The sequence below is a fragment of the Ancylobacter amanitiformis genome (assembly GCF_030814815.1).
GTDB lineage: Bacteria > Pseudomonadota > Alphaproteobacteria > Rhizobiales > Xanthobacteraceae > Ancylobacter > Ancylobacter amanitiformis.
This window is the reverse complement of the sequence record NZ_JAUSVR010000021.1, coordinates 1-13,969: the sequence shown is the minus strand read 5'-3', so window position 1 is coordinate 13,969 and position 13,969 is coordinate 1. Positions and strand designations below refer to the sequence as shown.

Genomic DNA, 13,969 nt, shown 5'->3' with positions numbered 1-13,969 from the left:
AGGAGCGCTCACTGGCCCCCCCCGGTCTGCGCCGCCTTCTGCGCGTCCCACCACCAGATATCGGGGAAGCCGAAGGAATATTCCGGCAGCTTGTCGGGCCGGCCGAAGCGGTTCCAGCGCGCGGTGCGCGTGTTGGGGTAGTTCCAGCTCGGCACCACGTAATCATGCGCCAGCAGCGCGCGGTCCAGCGCGTGGGTGGCGGCAACCAGTTCGCCGCGGTCCTTGGCGTAGATCACCTTCTCGATCAGCGCGTCGATACCGGGGTCCTTGATGCCGGCATAATTGCCCGAGCCTTCGCGATCGGCGGCATCCGAGCCCCAGAAATCGCGCTGCTCGTTGCCGGGCGACAGCGACTGGCTCCAGCCGGCGATGATCATGTCGTAATCGCGGGCGCGCAGCCGGTTGATATATTGCGAGGTATCGACCTGCCGGACCGTGACGGTGATGCCGAGCCGCTCCAGCCCCGGCTTGTAGAACAAGGCGACGCGCTCGAAGGCGGGATTGGCGATGAGAATCTCCAGGGTGAAGGGCTCGCCCTTGGCGTTCACCAGCTTGCCGCTCTTTATCTCGAAACCGGCCTGCCGCAAGAGGTTTGCCGCCTCGCGCAGATTGCTGCGCCGCAGACCCTCGCTCCAGCCTTCCGGGTTGGTGTAGGGCGTGGTGAAGACGGACGCGGGCACCTTGTCCTTCACGCTTTCCAGAATCTCCAGCTCCTTGCCCTGCGGCAGGCCGGAGGAGGCCAGTTCGGTGTTCTGGAAATAGCTCGAGGTGCGCTTGTACTGGCCGAAGAACAGGGTGCGGTTCATGCCGTCGAAATCGAGCGCGAGGTTGAGCGCGCGCCGTACCCGCTGGTCCTGGAACTTCTCGCGCCGCAGATTGGGGATGAAGGCCTGCATCTGGCCCGAGGCGCGGTTGGCAAACTCCTCCAAGATCACCTTGCCCTGTTTCACCGCCGGGAAATCATAGGCGGTCGCCCAGTCCTTGGCGGAGGTCTCGACACGGAAATCGTACTGGTCGCCCTTGAAGGCCTCGAGCTCCACCGTGCTGTCGCGGAAATACTCGTAGCGCTGCTCGTTGAAATTATTGGTGCCGACATTCACCGGCAGGTCGCGGCCCCAATAATCGGGCACGCGCTCGAAAGCGATGGTGCGGCCGGGCACTACCTGCTTGATCTTGTAGGGGCCCGAGCCGAGCGGGATTTCCAGCGTGGTCTGGCTGATGTCGCGCGGCTTGCCGTTGGAATCGGTGCCGGTCCACCAGTGCTTGGGCATGACACGGATCTGGCCGACGATCTGCGGCAGTTCGCGATTGCCCGCCTGATCGAAGGTGAAGGTCACTTCGCGCTCGCCGGTCACGGCGGCGGATTTGACGTGGCTGTAATAATAGGCCTGGCGCGGGTTGTTCTTCGTCAGTTGCTCGAACGACCACACCACGTCTTCCGCGGTCACCGGCTGGCCGTCATGCCACTTGGCTTCCGGACGCAGGCGATAGGTTACAGAGGCGAAATCCGCGGGGTAGCTCACCGCTTCCGCCAGCAGGCCATATTCGGTCGCCACCTCATCGGAGGAGGGCGCCATCAGCGTGTCGTAGATCAGTTGCAGGCCCACCACCGGCGTGCCGCGGGTGATGATGTCGTTCAGCGAATCGAAGGTGCCGTCATAGGACAGGCGCAGCAGCCCGCCCTTGGGCGCGTCGGGGTTCACATAGTCGAAATGCTTGAAACCGTCGGGGTATTTCGGCGTGCCCAGCAGCGAGAGCGCGTGATGCCATACGCGCGTCTCCGCCACAGGGCTCGCGGAGGGAGAGGGCTGCTGGGCTGCCGCTGGCGCCGCCTCTTGCGTCGCCGCTGGCGCTACCTCTTGCGCCCATGCCGGCCCGGCCAGCAGAATCAGCCCGAGCAGGGCCGCACTCAGCATTGCCGTCCCGGGATTCACGGCAGGGGCGCGGCGTGGCGCGCGGCATGGCGCGCGGCGGAGAGCGGGGCGGGTGTTCATTCAGGCTCCTCGTGGCAGGCGGGTGGTGCCCCGTATCGCGGCGCAGCCGCGCCGGACGACCGTTCGCCGGATTATGAACCGTTACGTTCCGAAAAGAATAAGGCCGGGGCGCGAAGCGCCACCGGCCTGACGGAAACGTGAATTTCGAAGCAAACCAACGCGAGGGTTCCCGCGCGAAGCCCGATCAGTTGGCAGGCGCGGGAGCCGCCGCCGGTGCGGGTGCCGCGCCGGGCGTGGGCAGCGGCTGCGGGCTGTGCGAGAGCGTGTTGAGATAGACCAGCAGGTCCGCGCGCTCGGTTTCCTTGGCGATGCCGGCAAAGCCCATGGCGGTGCCGGGAATATCGGCCTTGGGGTTCTTGATGAAGGCCGCCAGCTCATCGAAGGTCCAGGTGCCGCCATGCGCCTTCAGGGCGGCGGAATAGGCGAAGCCCTCCGCGCTGGCGACCGGACGGCCGACGATGCCGTAGAGGTCCGGGCCCACCTTGGCGCCGGCGCCTTCCACGAAATTATGACAGGCAGCGCACTTCTTGGCGACGGCGGCGCCCTTCTCCGCACTCGCGGCGCCGAGCAGCTCGGCGATCGGCACCTCGGCCGGCGCGGCCGCCTGGGCGGACCCGGTCGATGTCTCCTGCACGACGATCTCGAAGCCCGGCTTTTCCGGCGCATGGCTGGAAAAAAGGATGTCGGCAAAAACGTTCAGGCCGAGCGTGAAGGTCAGCACGCCCAGAACTGCCCCAGCAATCTTGTTCAGCTCGAAGCCGTCCATTGAAATTGATGCTCCCTAAACCCGGCGGCGTTCCCTCCGGCCGGTTCGCCGACGCCCCTCCGACTGTAACAGCCACCTGACGCGGCCGCCAATCGCGCGGCGGAACTAATCATTTTGACGGTTGACGTGCAACCCGTATAAGCGCCCCGCGATTGCTACGTTTCGCCACTCGCGGCGCGGCGCGCGCCCCGCCTAAACTCATGCGAAGGCCTGCACATGTCCGCAGGGGACACACTTATTCTGATTCCGGCCCGCATGGCGTCCACCCGGCTGCCCGGCAAGCCGCTCGCCGATGTCGGCGGCCGTTCCATGATCGTCGAGGTGACGCGGCGTTCCGTCGCGGCAGGGATCGGCCGGGTCGTGGTCGCCACCGACGATGAGGACGTGCGCGCGGCGGTGGCGGGCGCGGGATACGAGGTCGTCATGACCCGTTCCGACCACGCGTCCGGCTCGGACCGAATCTTCGAGGCGCTCGGTCATGTCGATCCCGAGGGCCGCGCTCGCCGCATCGTCAACGTGCAGGGCGACCTGCCGACGCTGGATCCCGGGCTGATCCGCGCCGCCGTCGCGCTCCTGGACGATCCGGCGGTGGATATCGGCACACTGGCGGCGGAAATCGTGGACGCGGGCGAGCGCACCAATCCCAATGTGGTCAAGGTGGTGGGGACGCAGGTCTCGCCCGCGCGCCTGCGCGCCTTCTATTTCACCCGTGCCACCGCGCCGCATGGCGAGGGGCCGCTGTTCCATCACATCGGCCTCTACGCCTATCGCCGCGCCGCGCTGGAGCGCTTCGTCGCGCTGCCGCCCTCGCCGCTGGAGAGCCGCGAGAAGCTGGAGCAGCTGCGCGCGCTGGAGGCGGGGATGCGCATCGATGTCGCCGTCGTCGACACCGTGCCGCTGGGGGTGGATACGCCCGAGGATCTGGAACGGGCACGCTCGCTGCTCGCTCGCGAAGCTTAGAACAGAAGAGTCGAGGACAAGATCATGACCACCCGCCGCACCGTCGTGTTCCAGGGCGAGCCGGGCGCCAATTCGCACATTGCCTGCCGCGAGGTGTTTCCCGAATTCGAGGCGGTGCCCTGCGCGACCTTCGAGGATGCCTTCGCGGCGCTGAAGAATGGCGAGGCGGATCTCGGCATGATCCCGATCGAGAATTCGATCGCCGGCCGCGTCGCCGACATCCATCACCTGATGCCGACTTCCGGCCTCACCATCATCGGCGAATTCTTCCTGCCGCTATCGCATCAGCTCATGGCCGTGCCCGGCGCCTCGCTCGCCACGGTGAAGACGGTGGAGAGCCATGTCATGGCGCTCGGCCAGTGCCGCAACATGATTCGCAAGCTCGGCCTCAAGGCAGTGGTGGCCGTCGACACGGCCGGAGCGGCCCGTCTGGTCGCGGAATCCGGCGATCCGACCCGCGCCGCCATCGCCTCGCGGCTGGCATCGGAGATCTATGGGCTCGACGTCGTCGCCGAGAATATCGAGGACGACGCGCACAACACCACGCGCTTCATCATCCTCGCCCGCGAAGGTGAATGGGCCGAGGCCGGCAACGGGCCGACCGTCACCACCTTCGTGTTCCGGGTGCGCAACGTGCCGGCCGCGCTCTACAAGGCGCTGGGCGGCTTCGCCACCAACGGCGTCAACATGACCAAGCTGGAATCCTACCAGCTGGACGGCGAGTTCTTCGCCACGCAGTTCTATGCCGATGTCGACGGCCATCCCGACGACCGCGGGCTGAAGCTGGCGCTGGAGGAACTGTCGTTCTTCTCCAAGGAGGTTCGCATCCTCGGCGTCTATCCCGCCCACCCCTACCGGATCGCGCTCCGGGCGTAGCCTTCGCTCGAAAACCCGTCCCGGGTGGCCGCCGGCGATCCGGGATGGTGGATGCGAAGCCTGGAAAGCGATTCCGGGCTCTCCGCGCATCGCCTGGCCTGCCTTGGGGGCAGGGGAGCGGAAAAACCTACTCCGCCGCCGCGACGCCGCCGGCGCTGACCTCGGCATCCTCGATCGCCTTCAACGCGTCGGGATGCGGCATCGAGATGATGTTGTAGCCGGAATCGACGAAGTGCACCTCGCCGGTCACGCCGGTCGACAGGTCGGACAGCAGGTACAGCGCGGAGCCGCCGACCTCGTCGATGGAAACGGTGCGGCGCAGCGGCGCGTGGCGCTTCTGGTAGTTGAACATCAGCCGCGCATCGGCGATGCCCGCGCCCGCCAGAGTGCGGATGGGGCCGGCGGAAATCGCGTTCACGCGGATGCCCTGCGGCCCGTAATCGGCCGCGAGATAGCGCACGCTCGCCTCCAGCGCCGCCTTGGCCACGCCCATCACGTTGTAATTGGGCATGACGCGGGTGGAGCCGCCATAGGTGAGGGTGATGAGCGAGCCGCCATGCGGCATCAGCGCGGCGGCGCGCTTGGCCAGCTCGGTGAAGGAGAAGCAGGAGATCACCATGGTGCGCGCGAAATTGGCGCGCGTGGTGTCGGCGTAGCGCCCCTTCAACTCGCTCTTGTCGGAAAAGCCGATGGCATGGACGAGGAAGTCGATGCTGCCCCATTTCTGCTGCAGCGCCTCGAAGGTGGCGTCGACCGTGGCGATGTCCTCGACATCGCAGGCCAGCACCGTATCGCTGCCGACGCTTTCGGCGAGTGGCTTGACCCGCCGGCCCAGCGCCTCGCCCTGATAGGTGAAGGCGAGTTCCGCCCCCTGGTCGGCCAGCGACTTGGCGATGCCCCAGGCGATCGAATGATCGTTGGCGACACCCATGACGAGGCCGCGCTTGCCCTTCATCAGGCTCATGGTCGTTGTCCCTTCAGGTCGGGGCCGGTCAGGCCGCTTCCGGGTGCTGCAGCACCAGGACAGCGTTGGTGCCGCCGAAGCCGAAGCCGTTGGAGAGCACCCGGCCGAGCTTCACATTGTCGACGCGCTCGCGCACGATCGGCATGTCGGCGAAGGCCGGGTCGATCTCGTCGATATGGGCGCTCGCCGAGATGAAGCCGTTCTGCATCATCAGGATCGAGTAGATCGCCTCGTGCACGCCGGTGGCGCCCTGCGAGTGGCCGGTCAGCGACTTGGTGGCGGAGATGGGCGGGGCCTTGTCGCCGAACACGGCGCGAATCGCCTCGATTTCCTTGAGGTCGCCGATCGGCGTCGAGGTGGCGTGCGGGTTGATGTAGTCGATCCCGCCCTTCACGTCCCGGAGCGCCAGCTGCATGGCGCGGGCCGCGCCCTCGCCGGAGGGGGCGACCATGTCGGCGCCGTCCGAGGAGGCGCCATAGCCGACGATCTCGGCATAGATGCGCGCGCCGCGGGCCTTGGCATGCTCCAGCTCTTCCAGGACCAGCACGCCGGCACCGCCGGAGATGACGAAGCCGTCGCGGTTCTTGTCATAGGGGCGGGACGCGACCGAGGGGCGATCATTATAGTCGGAGGACATGGCGCCCATGGCGTCGAACAGATCCGACAGGGTCCAGTCGAGGTCCTCGCAGCCGCCGGCGAACATGATGTCCTGCTTGCCCCACAGGATCTGCTCGGCGGCGTTGCCGATGCAGATATTGGTGGTGGCGCAGGCGGCGGAGATGGAATAGCTCGCGCCCTTGATCTTGAACCAGGTCGACAGCGTCGCCGAGGCGGTGGAGCCCATCGCCTTCGGCACCGCGAAGGGACCGACCCGCTTGGGGCTGCTGTTCTTGCGGGTGATGTCCGCCGCTTCCACGATGGTGCGGGTGGAGGAGCCGCCCGAGCCCATCACCAGTCCGGTGCGCTCATTGGAGATTTCGTGCTCCTCAAGCCCGGCGTCGCGGATCGCCTGATCCATGGCGACGTGATTCCAGGCGGTGCCGCCGCCGTGGAAACGCATGGCGCGGCGGTCGACGATCGCGCTGGCGTCAAGCTGCGGAGCGCCATGCACCTGGCTGCGGAAGCCGAGATCGACATAGCTCTGGGAGCGGGTGATGCCGCTCTTGCCCTCGTGCAGCGCGGCCAGCACCTCCTGCGCGGAGTTGCCGATCGACGAGACAATGCCCATTCCGGTTACGACAACGCGGCGCATAGGCTTCCTTTCCTTCAAAGCACGCGAAATGGCGCCGCGTGCGGCGCTTCGCAAGAGGCCAGCTCACGCGGGGCGCTCACGAGGATCGGTTCGCAAGGGATGGCCCGCACGTAACGATTCTCAGGTCTGGAACAGGCCGACCTTCAGATCGCTGGCGCGATAGATGACTTCGCCATCGGCGGCCAGCCAGCCATCGGCGATGCCGAGCACCAGCTTGGAACGCATGACGCGCTTGAAATCAATGCCGTACACCACGTTCTTGACCGTGGGCAGCACCTGACCGGAAAACTTGATCTCGCCGACACCCAGCGCCCGGCCGCGCCCCGGCGCGCCCAGCCAGCCGAGGTGAAAGCCCACCATCTGCCACAGCGCATCGAGCCCAAGGCAGCCCGGCATGACGGGATCGCCGATGAAATGGCAGGAGAAGAACCAGAGGTCCGGCCGGACGTCGAGTTCGGCGCGCACATGCCCCTTGCCGTTCGGGCCGCCATCATCCGAAATCTCGGTGATGCGGTCGAACATCAGCATCGGCGGCGCCGGCAGCTGGGCGTTGCCCGGACCGAAAAGCTCCCCGCGTCCGCACGCAAGCAGTTCCTCGTAATTAAAGCTTGTCTGCCGCTCGACCATCGTCCCCGTATCACCCACGTTGTTTCTTCTGCTTTCTCGGCAGGCGACCGGCTCGGCCCCTGCGTCAGCTGCCGCCGGAACCCCATGGTTCGGACCGTCGACCGCTGCGCTTCCTAACACAGGGGCTTGCCGGCTCAAAGTCGCCTGCCGGCGGTACCCGAATCCAAAATGTCACGGCCGTGACAGCGCTGGTCCAGCAACGGCCGGCAGATTGGAATGATTACGATCATCAAAGCCGATATTGCCCCTGCGCTTCGCGTGCAGATATAGTGCGGGTGAAAAATTGCGGTGCTGGCGGCGTGTTAAGTCGTGGCATCGTTGTCATATGACGGACACGGTCTTTTTCTCGCCCGGGCAGGGGCGGTGACAAGGGCCGGGCTGCAAGAGTCGGATGTCGAGATGAGCGAAGCGTTTCGCCCCCACCCAGTGGCCGTATCCCGCGTCGTGGTCGATGACGAGGAGCCGGTGCTTCCGGTCGCCAAGCTGCGCGATGGCGCCGGCAATGCCCGTACCGGCTGTCCCTTCCACGATGTGCGGCACATGCTGCGCGATGTCGGCCTGCGCCCCACGCGCCAGCGCCTCGCGCTCGGCTGGCTGCTCTTCGCCAAGGGCGACCGCCATGTATCGGCGGAAATCCTGCACGAGGAAGCCATCAAGGCCCGTTTCCCGGTGTCGCTGGCCACCGTGTACAACACGCTGCACCAGTTCACCGAGGTCGGCCTGCTGCGCGAACTGGCGATCGACGGGTCGAAGACCTATTTCGACACCAACCCGTCGGATCACCATCACTTCTTCATGGAAGGCGAGAACCACCTTCTCGACATTCCCAGCGCCGCGGTCGAGGTGGAGCGCATTCCCGAGCCGCCCGAGGGCTATGAGGTCGCCCGCGTCGATGTCGTGGTCCGTCTGCGCCCCAAGCGCCGCTCCTGAGACTGAACGCTCGATCCTGCGAAAGGCCGGTCCTGTGACCGGCCTTTTTGTTTGCGGCGACGGGCCGGCTCACGCCTTCAGGAAGGCCGCGAATGCGCGCAGGGCGCGGCGGTTCGCGGGGTCGCCGGCGCGGGCGACGAGAATCACGTCCGCCATGGGCAAGGTCGGCAGGCCGAGGCGAGGGCCGACATCCTCGCTTCCGGGCGGCGCGAGATGGCCGGCCATCGGCGCGATCGCCAGTCCGGCGGCCACCGCCGCGCTGACCGACGACACGCTGCCGCCGGTAAATGCCTCGCGCCAGCGCAGGCCGGCATCGTCGAGCGCGCGGGTGGCGGTGGCCCGCACGCCGCACGGGGCGGCCAGCAAGGCGAGGGGCACGATCGCCCCGACCTGTCGCCAGTGCTTTGCGGCGAACCAGCCATAGGCATCGCGGCGCAGCACCTCGCTGTCGCGCCGATCGCCTTCCCGGCGCACCAGCGCGGCGTCGAATTCCCCGGCGTCATAAGCGTCGAGCAGAGGCCGCGAAAAGCCCATCCGCACGTCGAATGCGATGTCCGGGCTGACCGTGGCGAGGCGTTGCAGCAGCGCCGGCAGGGTGTCGCCCGTGGTGTGGTCGCTGATGCCGAGCCGCAGCCGCGGCGGCGTAGGTGCTTCCCACTGCCGGGCCTCGCGGTCCGCCGCCAGCAGACGGCGGGCGCGTTCCATGAAATCGGCGCCGTCGGATGTCAGGCGCACGAGGCGGGGCGTGCGCTCCAGCAGCGAACGCCCCAGGCGTTGCTCCAGCTTGCGCAGCTTCAGGCTGATGCCGGCCTGCGTGCCGCCCAGCGCCTCGGCCGCGCGCGTGAAGCTCGACAATTCCGCCACATGGACGAAGGCCTGGACGAGATCGAGATCGAGCGGGCGATCAGTCATATAATTTTGTTATCATAGATAGATGAATAAACAACATTATAACATGATGCGGACTGCGCTACGACACCTCATCACCTGATCGAGGAGGGCGCCATGCCGATGATCCAGATTAAGTTCGCTTCACCCCTCACGCTGTCGCAGGGGGAGGCGACCATTGCCGGCGCTGCGGCGCGGCTTGCCGAGCAATGGCTCGGCAAGGATCCGTCCGTGACCGCGGTGCTGGTGGAGGAAGTGGCGGCTGACCGCTGGTTCTGCGGCGGGCGCCGCCTGTCGGAGCAGGGCTCCGCCGCCTTCTGGCTCGACATCCGGATCACCGAAGGCACCAATAGCAAGGACGAGAAGGCCGCGTTCATCGCCGCCACCTTCGCCACCATGGCCGAGTTGCTCGGCCCGCTCCATCCGGAGAGCTATGTCCATGTGGTGGAGGCCCGCGCCGATGCCTATGGCTATGGCGGCCTCACGCAGGAGCGCCGCTACATCGCCGGCCGCCCCGTACCGCCGGCTCAGTCGATCTTTTCGCCGGGATAGACGCCCCAGAGCCGTTCCTGCTCGACATAGCCGTCGAACCCGTTGTCGAAGAAGCGGCACCATTTGCCGTCGCAATGCTCGACCTTGCCGAGCACGCCGGGTTCGAGCCGCGCCCGCACGCCCGAGGTCTTGTCGGCCGAGGCATAGAGCGTGGTCGGCTCGCCCTTGAGCCAGGGGCTCACGAGAGCGGTGCGCCGCGAGGACAGCATGGAGTGGTAGACCCAGCCCTCCGAACCATCCGAATCACGGATGCGCCGCCACGTCTCGAATTCGGCGGTCACTTCCACCGGCAGGCCGGCGCGGGTGAACACCCAGGCGACGGCATGGTCTCGCGTGGGCCCCGAACGCACGTTCACCTTGTCGGCCTTCAGGCTGAGGAAGCGGGGAATCGGCAGACCGCTGGCACGGCCGACCGGACCTTTCGCATCCGCCGCGTCCTGCGCACCGGCCGGGACCGCGACGGGCGGGGCGAGCAGGCTCGCCGCGGCGAGTGTCACGGCGAGAATCGTGCCCAGCATTCCACCCCGCCTGCAGGCGCCTGCGCGATCGCGCCGCGGCGAAAGAGGCACGTGGTTGCCTTGCTCTGCCTCGATCCGAAGCCGTTTCTTGCTTGTCATCCCGCTTATTCACCTATTCGTCTGCGTCGTCGTGCCGGCCTCGCGCCCTGCCGGGCCGCCGCTGACACTCCGCCTGCACCGCATTCGGTACATTTTTGTGTTTCGCGAACCCGTCTGCTAATGAACGCGTCGCCCCCCACGGCGCGAGTGTGAGCCTTCAGCGTTAACGGGAGCTTGATTACCGACGCGTATTCCTCCGGGGAGTGACATGGCCCGCAAAAAGCCTCTCGTGGTCGTGACGCGCAGGTTGCCCGACAAGATCGAAACCCGCATGCGCGAATTGTTCGACGCGCGCCTGAATGTCGACGACGTTCCCATGTCGCAGGCCGCGCTAGCCGAGGCCATGGCCACCGCCGACGTGCTGGTGCCGGCTCTGTGCGACCGCATCGATGCGCGGGTGATCGAGGCGGCGGGGCCTAATTTCAAGCTGATCGCCAATTTCGGCAATGGCGTCGATCATATCGACGTCGCCGCGGCCACCGCGCGCGGCATCACCATCACCAACACGCCCGGCGTGCTCACCGAAGACACCGCCGACATGACGATGGCGCTCATCCTCGCGGTGCCGCGCCGGTTGAGCGAGGGCGCCGCCCTGGTCACGGCCGGGGACGGGCAATGGCCCGGCTGGTCGCCGACCTGGATGCTCGGGCACCGCATCTGGGGCAAGCGTCTCGGTATCATCGGCATGGGCCGCATCGGCCAGGCGGTCGCCCGCCGCGCCAAGGCGTTCGGGCTGCAGATCCACTATCACAACCGGCATCCGCTCCCCGCCCAGATCGAGGAAGAGCTGGAAGCCACCTATTGGGACAGCCTCGACCAGATGCTGGCGCGGATGGACATCCTGTCCGTCAACTGCCCGCACACGCCGGGCACCTATCATCTTCTCTCGGCGCGCCGGCTCAAGCTGGTTCGGCCCGATGCCTATATCGTGAACACGGCGCGCGGCGAGGTGATCGACGAGCATGCGCTGATTCGCATGATCGAGGCGGGCGACATCGCCGGCGCCGGGCTCGACGTGTTCGAGCGCGAGCCGGCGGTCAGCCCCAAGCTGCTCAAGCTCGCCCGAACCGGCAAGGTGGTGCTGTTGCCGCATATGGGCTCGGCCACCGTCGAGGCGCGCATCGACACCGGCGAGAAGGTGATCGTGAACATCCGTGCGTTCATGGACGACCACCGCCCGCCGGATCGCGTGCTGCCGAACATGCTGTGATGCCGCGGGCCTGCGCGCGGGGGGGCGCGATGGCCTAAGTCCGGTGTCGCGACAGGTCGGTGATGGTGGGGTTCGTGCCGGTCAGCGGGTTGTCCGGGTCCCAGCCATAGTTGAGCGTTTCGAACCGCATGGCGCGGGCGTCGATCATCAGCAGGCGCCCCACCAGCCCCTCGCCGAAGCCGACAATGGCGCGAACCGCCTCCAGCGCCACCAGCGAACCGGCGATGCCGGCCAGCGCGCCGAGTATGCCGGCTTCCGCGCAGGTGGGCACCGTGCCGGTGGGCGGGGGCTCGGGAAACAGGCAGCGATAGGTCGGGTTGGGCGTGCCGTCCGCGCCGGTCTCATGGGCGCGCAGCGTCGTCACCGTGGCATCGAAACGCCCCAGCGCCGCCGTCACCAGCGGCTTGGCCGAAAGCGCGCAGGCATCCGAGACCAGATAGCGCGTGGCGAAATTGTCCGAGCCGTCGATCACCACATCGACTGACGCGAGAAGCGCCGGCGCATTGTCGGCGGTGAGGCGCTCATTGACCGCCTCCACTGTCACATGCGGGTTGAGCGCGGCGATGAAAGCCTGCGCGCTCGTCGTCTTGGGCTGCCCGATCGCGGCCGTGGTGTGGATCACCTGCCGCTGCAGATTGGACAGCGAGACCTCATCATCGTCGACGATGACGAGGCGCCCGACGCCGGCGGCGGCGAGATAGAGCAGGGCCGGGGCGCCCAGCCCGCCGGCACCCACCACCAGGATGCTGGCCTTCTTCAGCTTCTGCTGGCCCGGCCCGCCGATTTCGGCGAGCACGAGATGGCGGGCATAGCGCTCGACCTCGTCGGCCGAGAACAGGGAGGGGCGGGCGGGGGCGGGCGGGGCATCGGTGCTCATCATGCCAGCAATATAGCAATGACAGCGCCGCCCGCCAGAAGCGGCCGTGCCCGCCGATCAACGCGGGGCCGTGGCTCCGCGACGGGTCGGGGTGGGGGGCGCCGGCCCTGAGAGGCGCTGGTTTTGAGAAACGGGTCCAACTGGGCATGCCGCCATGGGGCGGCCATAAGGAATCCCGGCTCCGCTCGCGAAGCCATGGCCCCGCGATAGCGTCGGTCAAGGAGGCATGTCGGCCCCGGTTTCGCGGATCCGGGCGCGATGGCGGTCGAAGGCGGAAGCTGCGTTCCACCAGCCCGCGAGAAGCTGTGCGGCGCGGCCCCCAGAACGGTTGCCCGGCTGCGGTCATTCGACTATGAAGACGTGGCTCGCGCCTCAAGCGCCGATGCACCCGTAGCTCAGCTGGATAGAGCGCTGCCCTCCGAAGGCAGAGGTCGCACGTTCGAATCGTGCCGGGTGCGCCAATCTTTTCAATAGCTTAGCTCGTTTTGCGGGCCTGGGATCGGGCTGTCCCACACACTCGTCCCACATAAAGGCGACTTGCGCCGTGGTCATCACGGCTTTGTCGGCGGCGGGGTGCCAGAACGTTTCTGAGTTCGAGAATCACCCGCCAGATCGCATGCGTCCGATCGTCGGCATGACGATGGCTGAATTCTCTCGTTACACAGGCCTGACCCCGGTCGACCAATACGACATCGAGGGCGGGCGCGTCTTTGTGCTGCCGTTAAACGACCGAGCGGGGCCGCCGCGGGAAAGCGGCAGTGCGCGAATGGCTCCGGATGTCTGCCAGCTCCTGCTCGCCGCGCGGCGGGTCGCGCAGGGCGAAAACGCTTCTAGCTGGCGGATTGAAGAGGTCGAGCGGTCGGGCCTATGCGGGCTGAGCTCGTAGGCGGCCGGCATTCGCGTGGGGCCGCTCGCGCGCATACGCGGATCAGTGCCGGTCGGGCTTTGCGTCAGGCAGCCATTCGATCAACGCCGGGGAGCGCGATCGGCTGCTACGGCTCACCGACCGGCGTGCTGGGCGCGCCGTCGAACTCCTCGATCCACGCGCATATCGTGTCGCTAGCGGCGCGTAGCGGTGAGCCGAGAGGCGTGTAGGCGAAATAGCTGCGCGACGGCAGCGAGATCTGTGGAAAGGGCGTCACCAGCCGCCCAGCTCGCACATCGTCCTCGATCAGGGTGGACGGCGCCATTGCCACGCCGAGCCCGTCCACCGCCGCCTGGATCGAGAGGTAGAAATGATCCAGCGTCAGCGTCGCCGCCGGTTCGAGCGCGCCATGTCCGGCCTTCGCCAGCCAGTCGCGCCAGAGCCTGGGCATGCTGGCAACCTGCAGAAGCGTGTGCCGTGCGAGATCTCCCACCTCATCTAGGCTCAGGACCTATTAATCTGCCTTGAGTTGTGATTCACAGTCTCCCTTGAGGAGGCTGGCATGGGTGATTTGTTCCTGCTGAGCGAGCG

15 protein-coding genes and 1 tRNA gene are annotated in these 13,969 nt (G+C 66.9%); 7 read left to right on the top strand and 9 right to left on the bottom strand.

The genetic code is table 11. From position 1 onward, the window contains the following. Window positions 1-8 precede the first annotated feature (8 nt). Window positions 9-1,916, bottom strand: coding sequence for an extracellular solute-binding protein (locus QOZ99_RS19770; protein ID WP_306891715.1), 1,908 nt, complete (start codon window positions 1,914-1,916; stop codon window positions 9-11). Between the two features lie 262 nt (window positions 1,917-2,178). Beyond that, entirely contained in the window at window positions 2,179-2,760 is a 582-nt protein-coding gene (locus tag QOZ99_RS19765; protein ID WP_306891714.1) for a c-type cytochrome, read from the bottom strand. 216 nt (window positions 2,761-2,976) lie between these two features. Here QOZ99_RS19765 and QOZ99_RS19760 point away from each other — a divergent pair, with 216 nt between their 5' ends. Next, window positions 2,977-3,720 (top strand): 3-deoxy-manno-octulosonate cytidylyltransferase, encoded by a 744-nt coding sequence (locus QOZ99_RS19760; protein WP_306891713.1) that lies wholly within the window; start codon window positions 2,977-2,979, stop codon window positions 3,718-3,720. Between the two features lie 24 nt (window positions 3,721-3,744). Continuing rightward, entirely contained in the window at window positions 3,745-4,596 is an 852-nt protein-coding gene (locus QOZ99_RS19755; RefSeq protein WP_306891712.1) for a prephenate dehydratase, read from the top strand. A gap of 127 nt (window positions 4,597-4,723) precedes the next feature. On the opposite strand, the gene fabI is transcribed toward QOZ99_RS19755, so the two are convergent. The 3 genes from fabI to fabA all read right to left on the bottom strand — a co-directional run bounded on the left by fabI (window position 4,724) and on the right by fabA (window position 7,439). Further along, on the bottom strand, window positions 4,724-5,560 hold the full coding sequence (fabI, locus tag QOZ99_RS19750) for an enoyl-ACP reductase FabI (protein WP_306891711.1): 837 nt from the start codon (window positions 5,558-5,560) through the stop codon (window positions 4,724-4,726). A gap of 28 nt (window positions 5,561-5,588) precedes the next feature. Continuing rightward, on the bottom strand, window positions 5,589-6,812 hold the full coding sequence (gene fabB, locus QOZ99_RS19745) for a beta-ketoacyl-ACP synthase I (protein ID WP_306891710.1): 1,224 nt from the start codon (window positions 6,810-6,812) through the stop codon (window positions 5,589-5,591). Window positions 6,813-6,932: 120 nt separating this feature from the next. Next, the gene (fabA, locus tag QOZ99_RS19740) at window positions 6,933-7,439 is read right to left on the bottom strand and encodes a 3-hydroxyacyl-[acyl-carrier-protein] dehydratase FabA (protein WP_183191823.1); all 507 of its coding nucleotides are present in this window, start codon (window positions 7,437-7,439) and stop codon (window positions 6,933-6,935) included. Window positions 7,440-7,838: 399 nt separating this feature from the next. Between fabA and irrA the strand changes: the two genes are divergently transcribed. Further along, window positions 7,839-8,369: an iron response transcriptional regulator IrrA gene (irrA, locus tag QOZ99_RS19735; protein WP_183191758.1), complete on the top strand. Its 531-nt coding sequence runs from the start codon at window positions 7,839-7,841 to the stop codon at window positions 8,367-8,369. Between the two features lie 69 nt (window positions 8,370-8,438). Here the strand turns inward: irrA and QOZ99_RS19730 are convergent, their stop codons facing one another. Next, complete coding sequence (locus QOZ99_RS19730) at window positions 8,439-9,281, bottom strand: LysR substrate-binding domain-containing protein (protein WP_306891709.1); 843 nt, start codon at window positions 9,279-9,281, stop codon at window positions 8,439-8,441. Between the two features lie 93 nt (window positions 9,282-9,374). Between QOZ99_RS19730 and QOZ99_RS19725 the strand changes: the two genes are divergently transcribed. Further along, the gene (locus tag QOZ99_RS19725; protein WP_306891708.1) at window positions 9,375-9,809 is read left to right on the top strand and encodes a tautomerase family protein; all 435 of its coding nucleotides are present in this window, start codon (window positions 9,375-9,377) and stop codon (window positions 9,807-9,809) included. On the opposite strand, the gene QOZ99_RS19720 is transcribed toward QOZ99_RS19725, so the two are convergent. Next, window positions 9,785-10,327, bottom strand: a complete 543-nt coding sequence (locus QOZ99_RS19720; protein ID WP_306891707.1) for an SH3 domain-containing protein — start codon at window positions 10,325-10,327, stop codon at window positions 9,785-9,787. The genes QOZ99_RS19725 and QOZ99_RS19720 overlap by 25 nt on opposite strands. 307 nt (window positions 10,328-10,634) lie before the next feature. Between QOZ99_RS19720 and QOZ99_RS19715 the strand changes: the two genes are divergently transcribed. Then, window positions 10,635-11,636: a 2-hydroxyacid dehydrogenase gene (locus QOZ99_RS19715; RefSeq protein ID WP_183191753.1), complete on the top strand. Its 1,002-nt coding sequence runs from the start codon at window positions 10,635-10,637 to the stop codon at window positions 11,634-11,636. A gap of 34 nt (window positions 11,637-11,670) precedes the next feature. Here the strand turns inward: QOZ99_RS19715 and QOZ99_RS19710 are convergent, their stop codons facing one another. Continuing rightward, on the bottom strand, window positions 11,671-12,516 hold the full coding sequence (locus tag QOZ99_RS19710) for a HesA/MoeB/ThiF family protein (protein WP_306891706.1): 846 nt from the start codon (window positions 12,514-12,516) through the stop codon (window positions 11,671-11,673). A 381-nt stretch (window positions 12,517-12,897) separates the two neighbouring features. On the opposite strand from QOZ99_RS19710, the gene QOZ99_RS19705 reads away from it, so the two are divergent. Together QOZ99_RS19705 and QOZ99_RS19700 are read left to right on the top strand one after the other, a co-directional pair. Next, a tRNA-Arg gene (locus tag QOZ99_RS19705) sits at window positions 12,898-12,974 on the top strand. 83 nt (window positions 12,975-13,057) lie between these two features. Then, window positions 13,058-13,399: a hypothetical protein gene (locus QOZ99_RS19700; RefSeq protein ID WP_306891705.1), complete on the top strand. Its 342-nt coding sequence runs from the start codon at window positions 13,058-13,060 to the stop codon at window positions 13,397-13,399. Window positions 13,400-13,505: 106 nt separating this feature from the next. Here QOZ99_RS19700 and QOZ99_RS19695 read toward each other — a convergent pair whose 3' ends face one another. After that, complete coding sequence (locus tag QOZ99_RS19695; RefSeq protein ID WP_306891704.1) at window positions 13,506-13,871, bottom strand: LysR substrate-binding domain-containing protein; 366 nt, start codon at window positions 13,869-13,871, stop codon at window positions 13,506-13,508. Window positions 13,872-13,969: the final 98 nt, after the last annotated feature.

Excerpts from the sequence above, each read along its gene's own strand:
- QOZ99_RS19770 (WP_306891715.1), bottom strand. The coding sequence starts at position 1,916 with ATGCTGAGTGCGGCCCTGCTCGGGCTGATTCTGCTGGCCGGGCCGGCA.
- QOZ99_RS19765 (WP_306891714.1), bottom strand. The coding sequence starts at position 2,760 with ATGGACGGCTTCGAGCTGAACAAGATTGCTGGGGCAGTTCTGGGCGTG.
- QOZ99_RS19760 (WP_306891713.1), top strand. The coding sequence starts at position 2,977 with ATGTCCGCAGGGGACACACTTATTCTGATTCCGGCCCGCATGGCGTCC.
- QOZ99_RS19755 (WP_306891712.1), top strand. The coding sequence starts at position 3,745 with ATGACCACCCGCCGCACCGTCGTGTTCCAGGGCGAGCCGGGCGCCAAT.
- fabI (WP_306891711.1), bottom strand. The coding sequence starts at position 5,560 with ATGAGCCTGATGAAGGGCAAGCGCGGCCTCGTCATGGGTGTCGCCAAC.
- fabB (WP_306891710.1), bottom strand. The coding sequence starts at position 6,812 with ATGCGCCGCGTTGTCGTAACCGGAATGGGCATTGTCTCGTCGATCGGC.
- fabA (WP_183191823.1), bottom strand. The coding sequence starts at position 7,439 with ATGGTCGAGCGGCAGACAAGCTTTAATTACGAGGAACTGCTTGCGTGC.
- irrA (WP_183191758.1), top strand. The coding sequence starts at position 7,839 with ATGAGCGAAGCGTTTCGCCCCCACCCAGTGGCCGTATCCCGCGTCGTG.
- QOZ99_RS19730 (WP_306891709.1), bottom strand. The coding sequence starts at position 9,281 with ATGACTGATCGCCCGCTCGATCTCGATCTCGTCCAGGCCTTCGTCCAT.
- QOZ99_RS19725 (WP_306891708.1), top strand. The coding sequence starts at position 9,375 with ATGCCGATGATCCAGATTAAGTTCGCTTCACCCCTCACGCTGTCGCAG.
- QOZ99_RS19720 (WP_306891707.1), bottom strand. The coding sequence starts at position 10,327 with ATGCTGGGCACGATTCTCGCCGTGACACTCGCCGCGGCGAGCCTGCTC.
- QOZ99_RS19715 (WP_183191753.1), top strand. The coding sequence starts at position 10,635 with ATGGCCCGCAAAAAGCCTCTCGTGGTCGTGACGCGCAGGTTGCCCGAC.
- QOZ99_RS19710 (WP_306891706.1), bottom strand. The coding sequence starts at position 12,516 with ATGATGAGCACCGATGCCCCGCCCGCCCCCGCCCGCCCCTCCCTGTTC.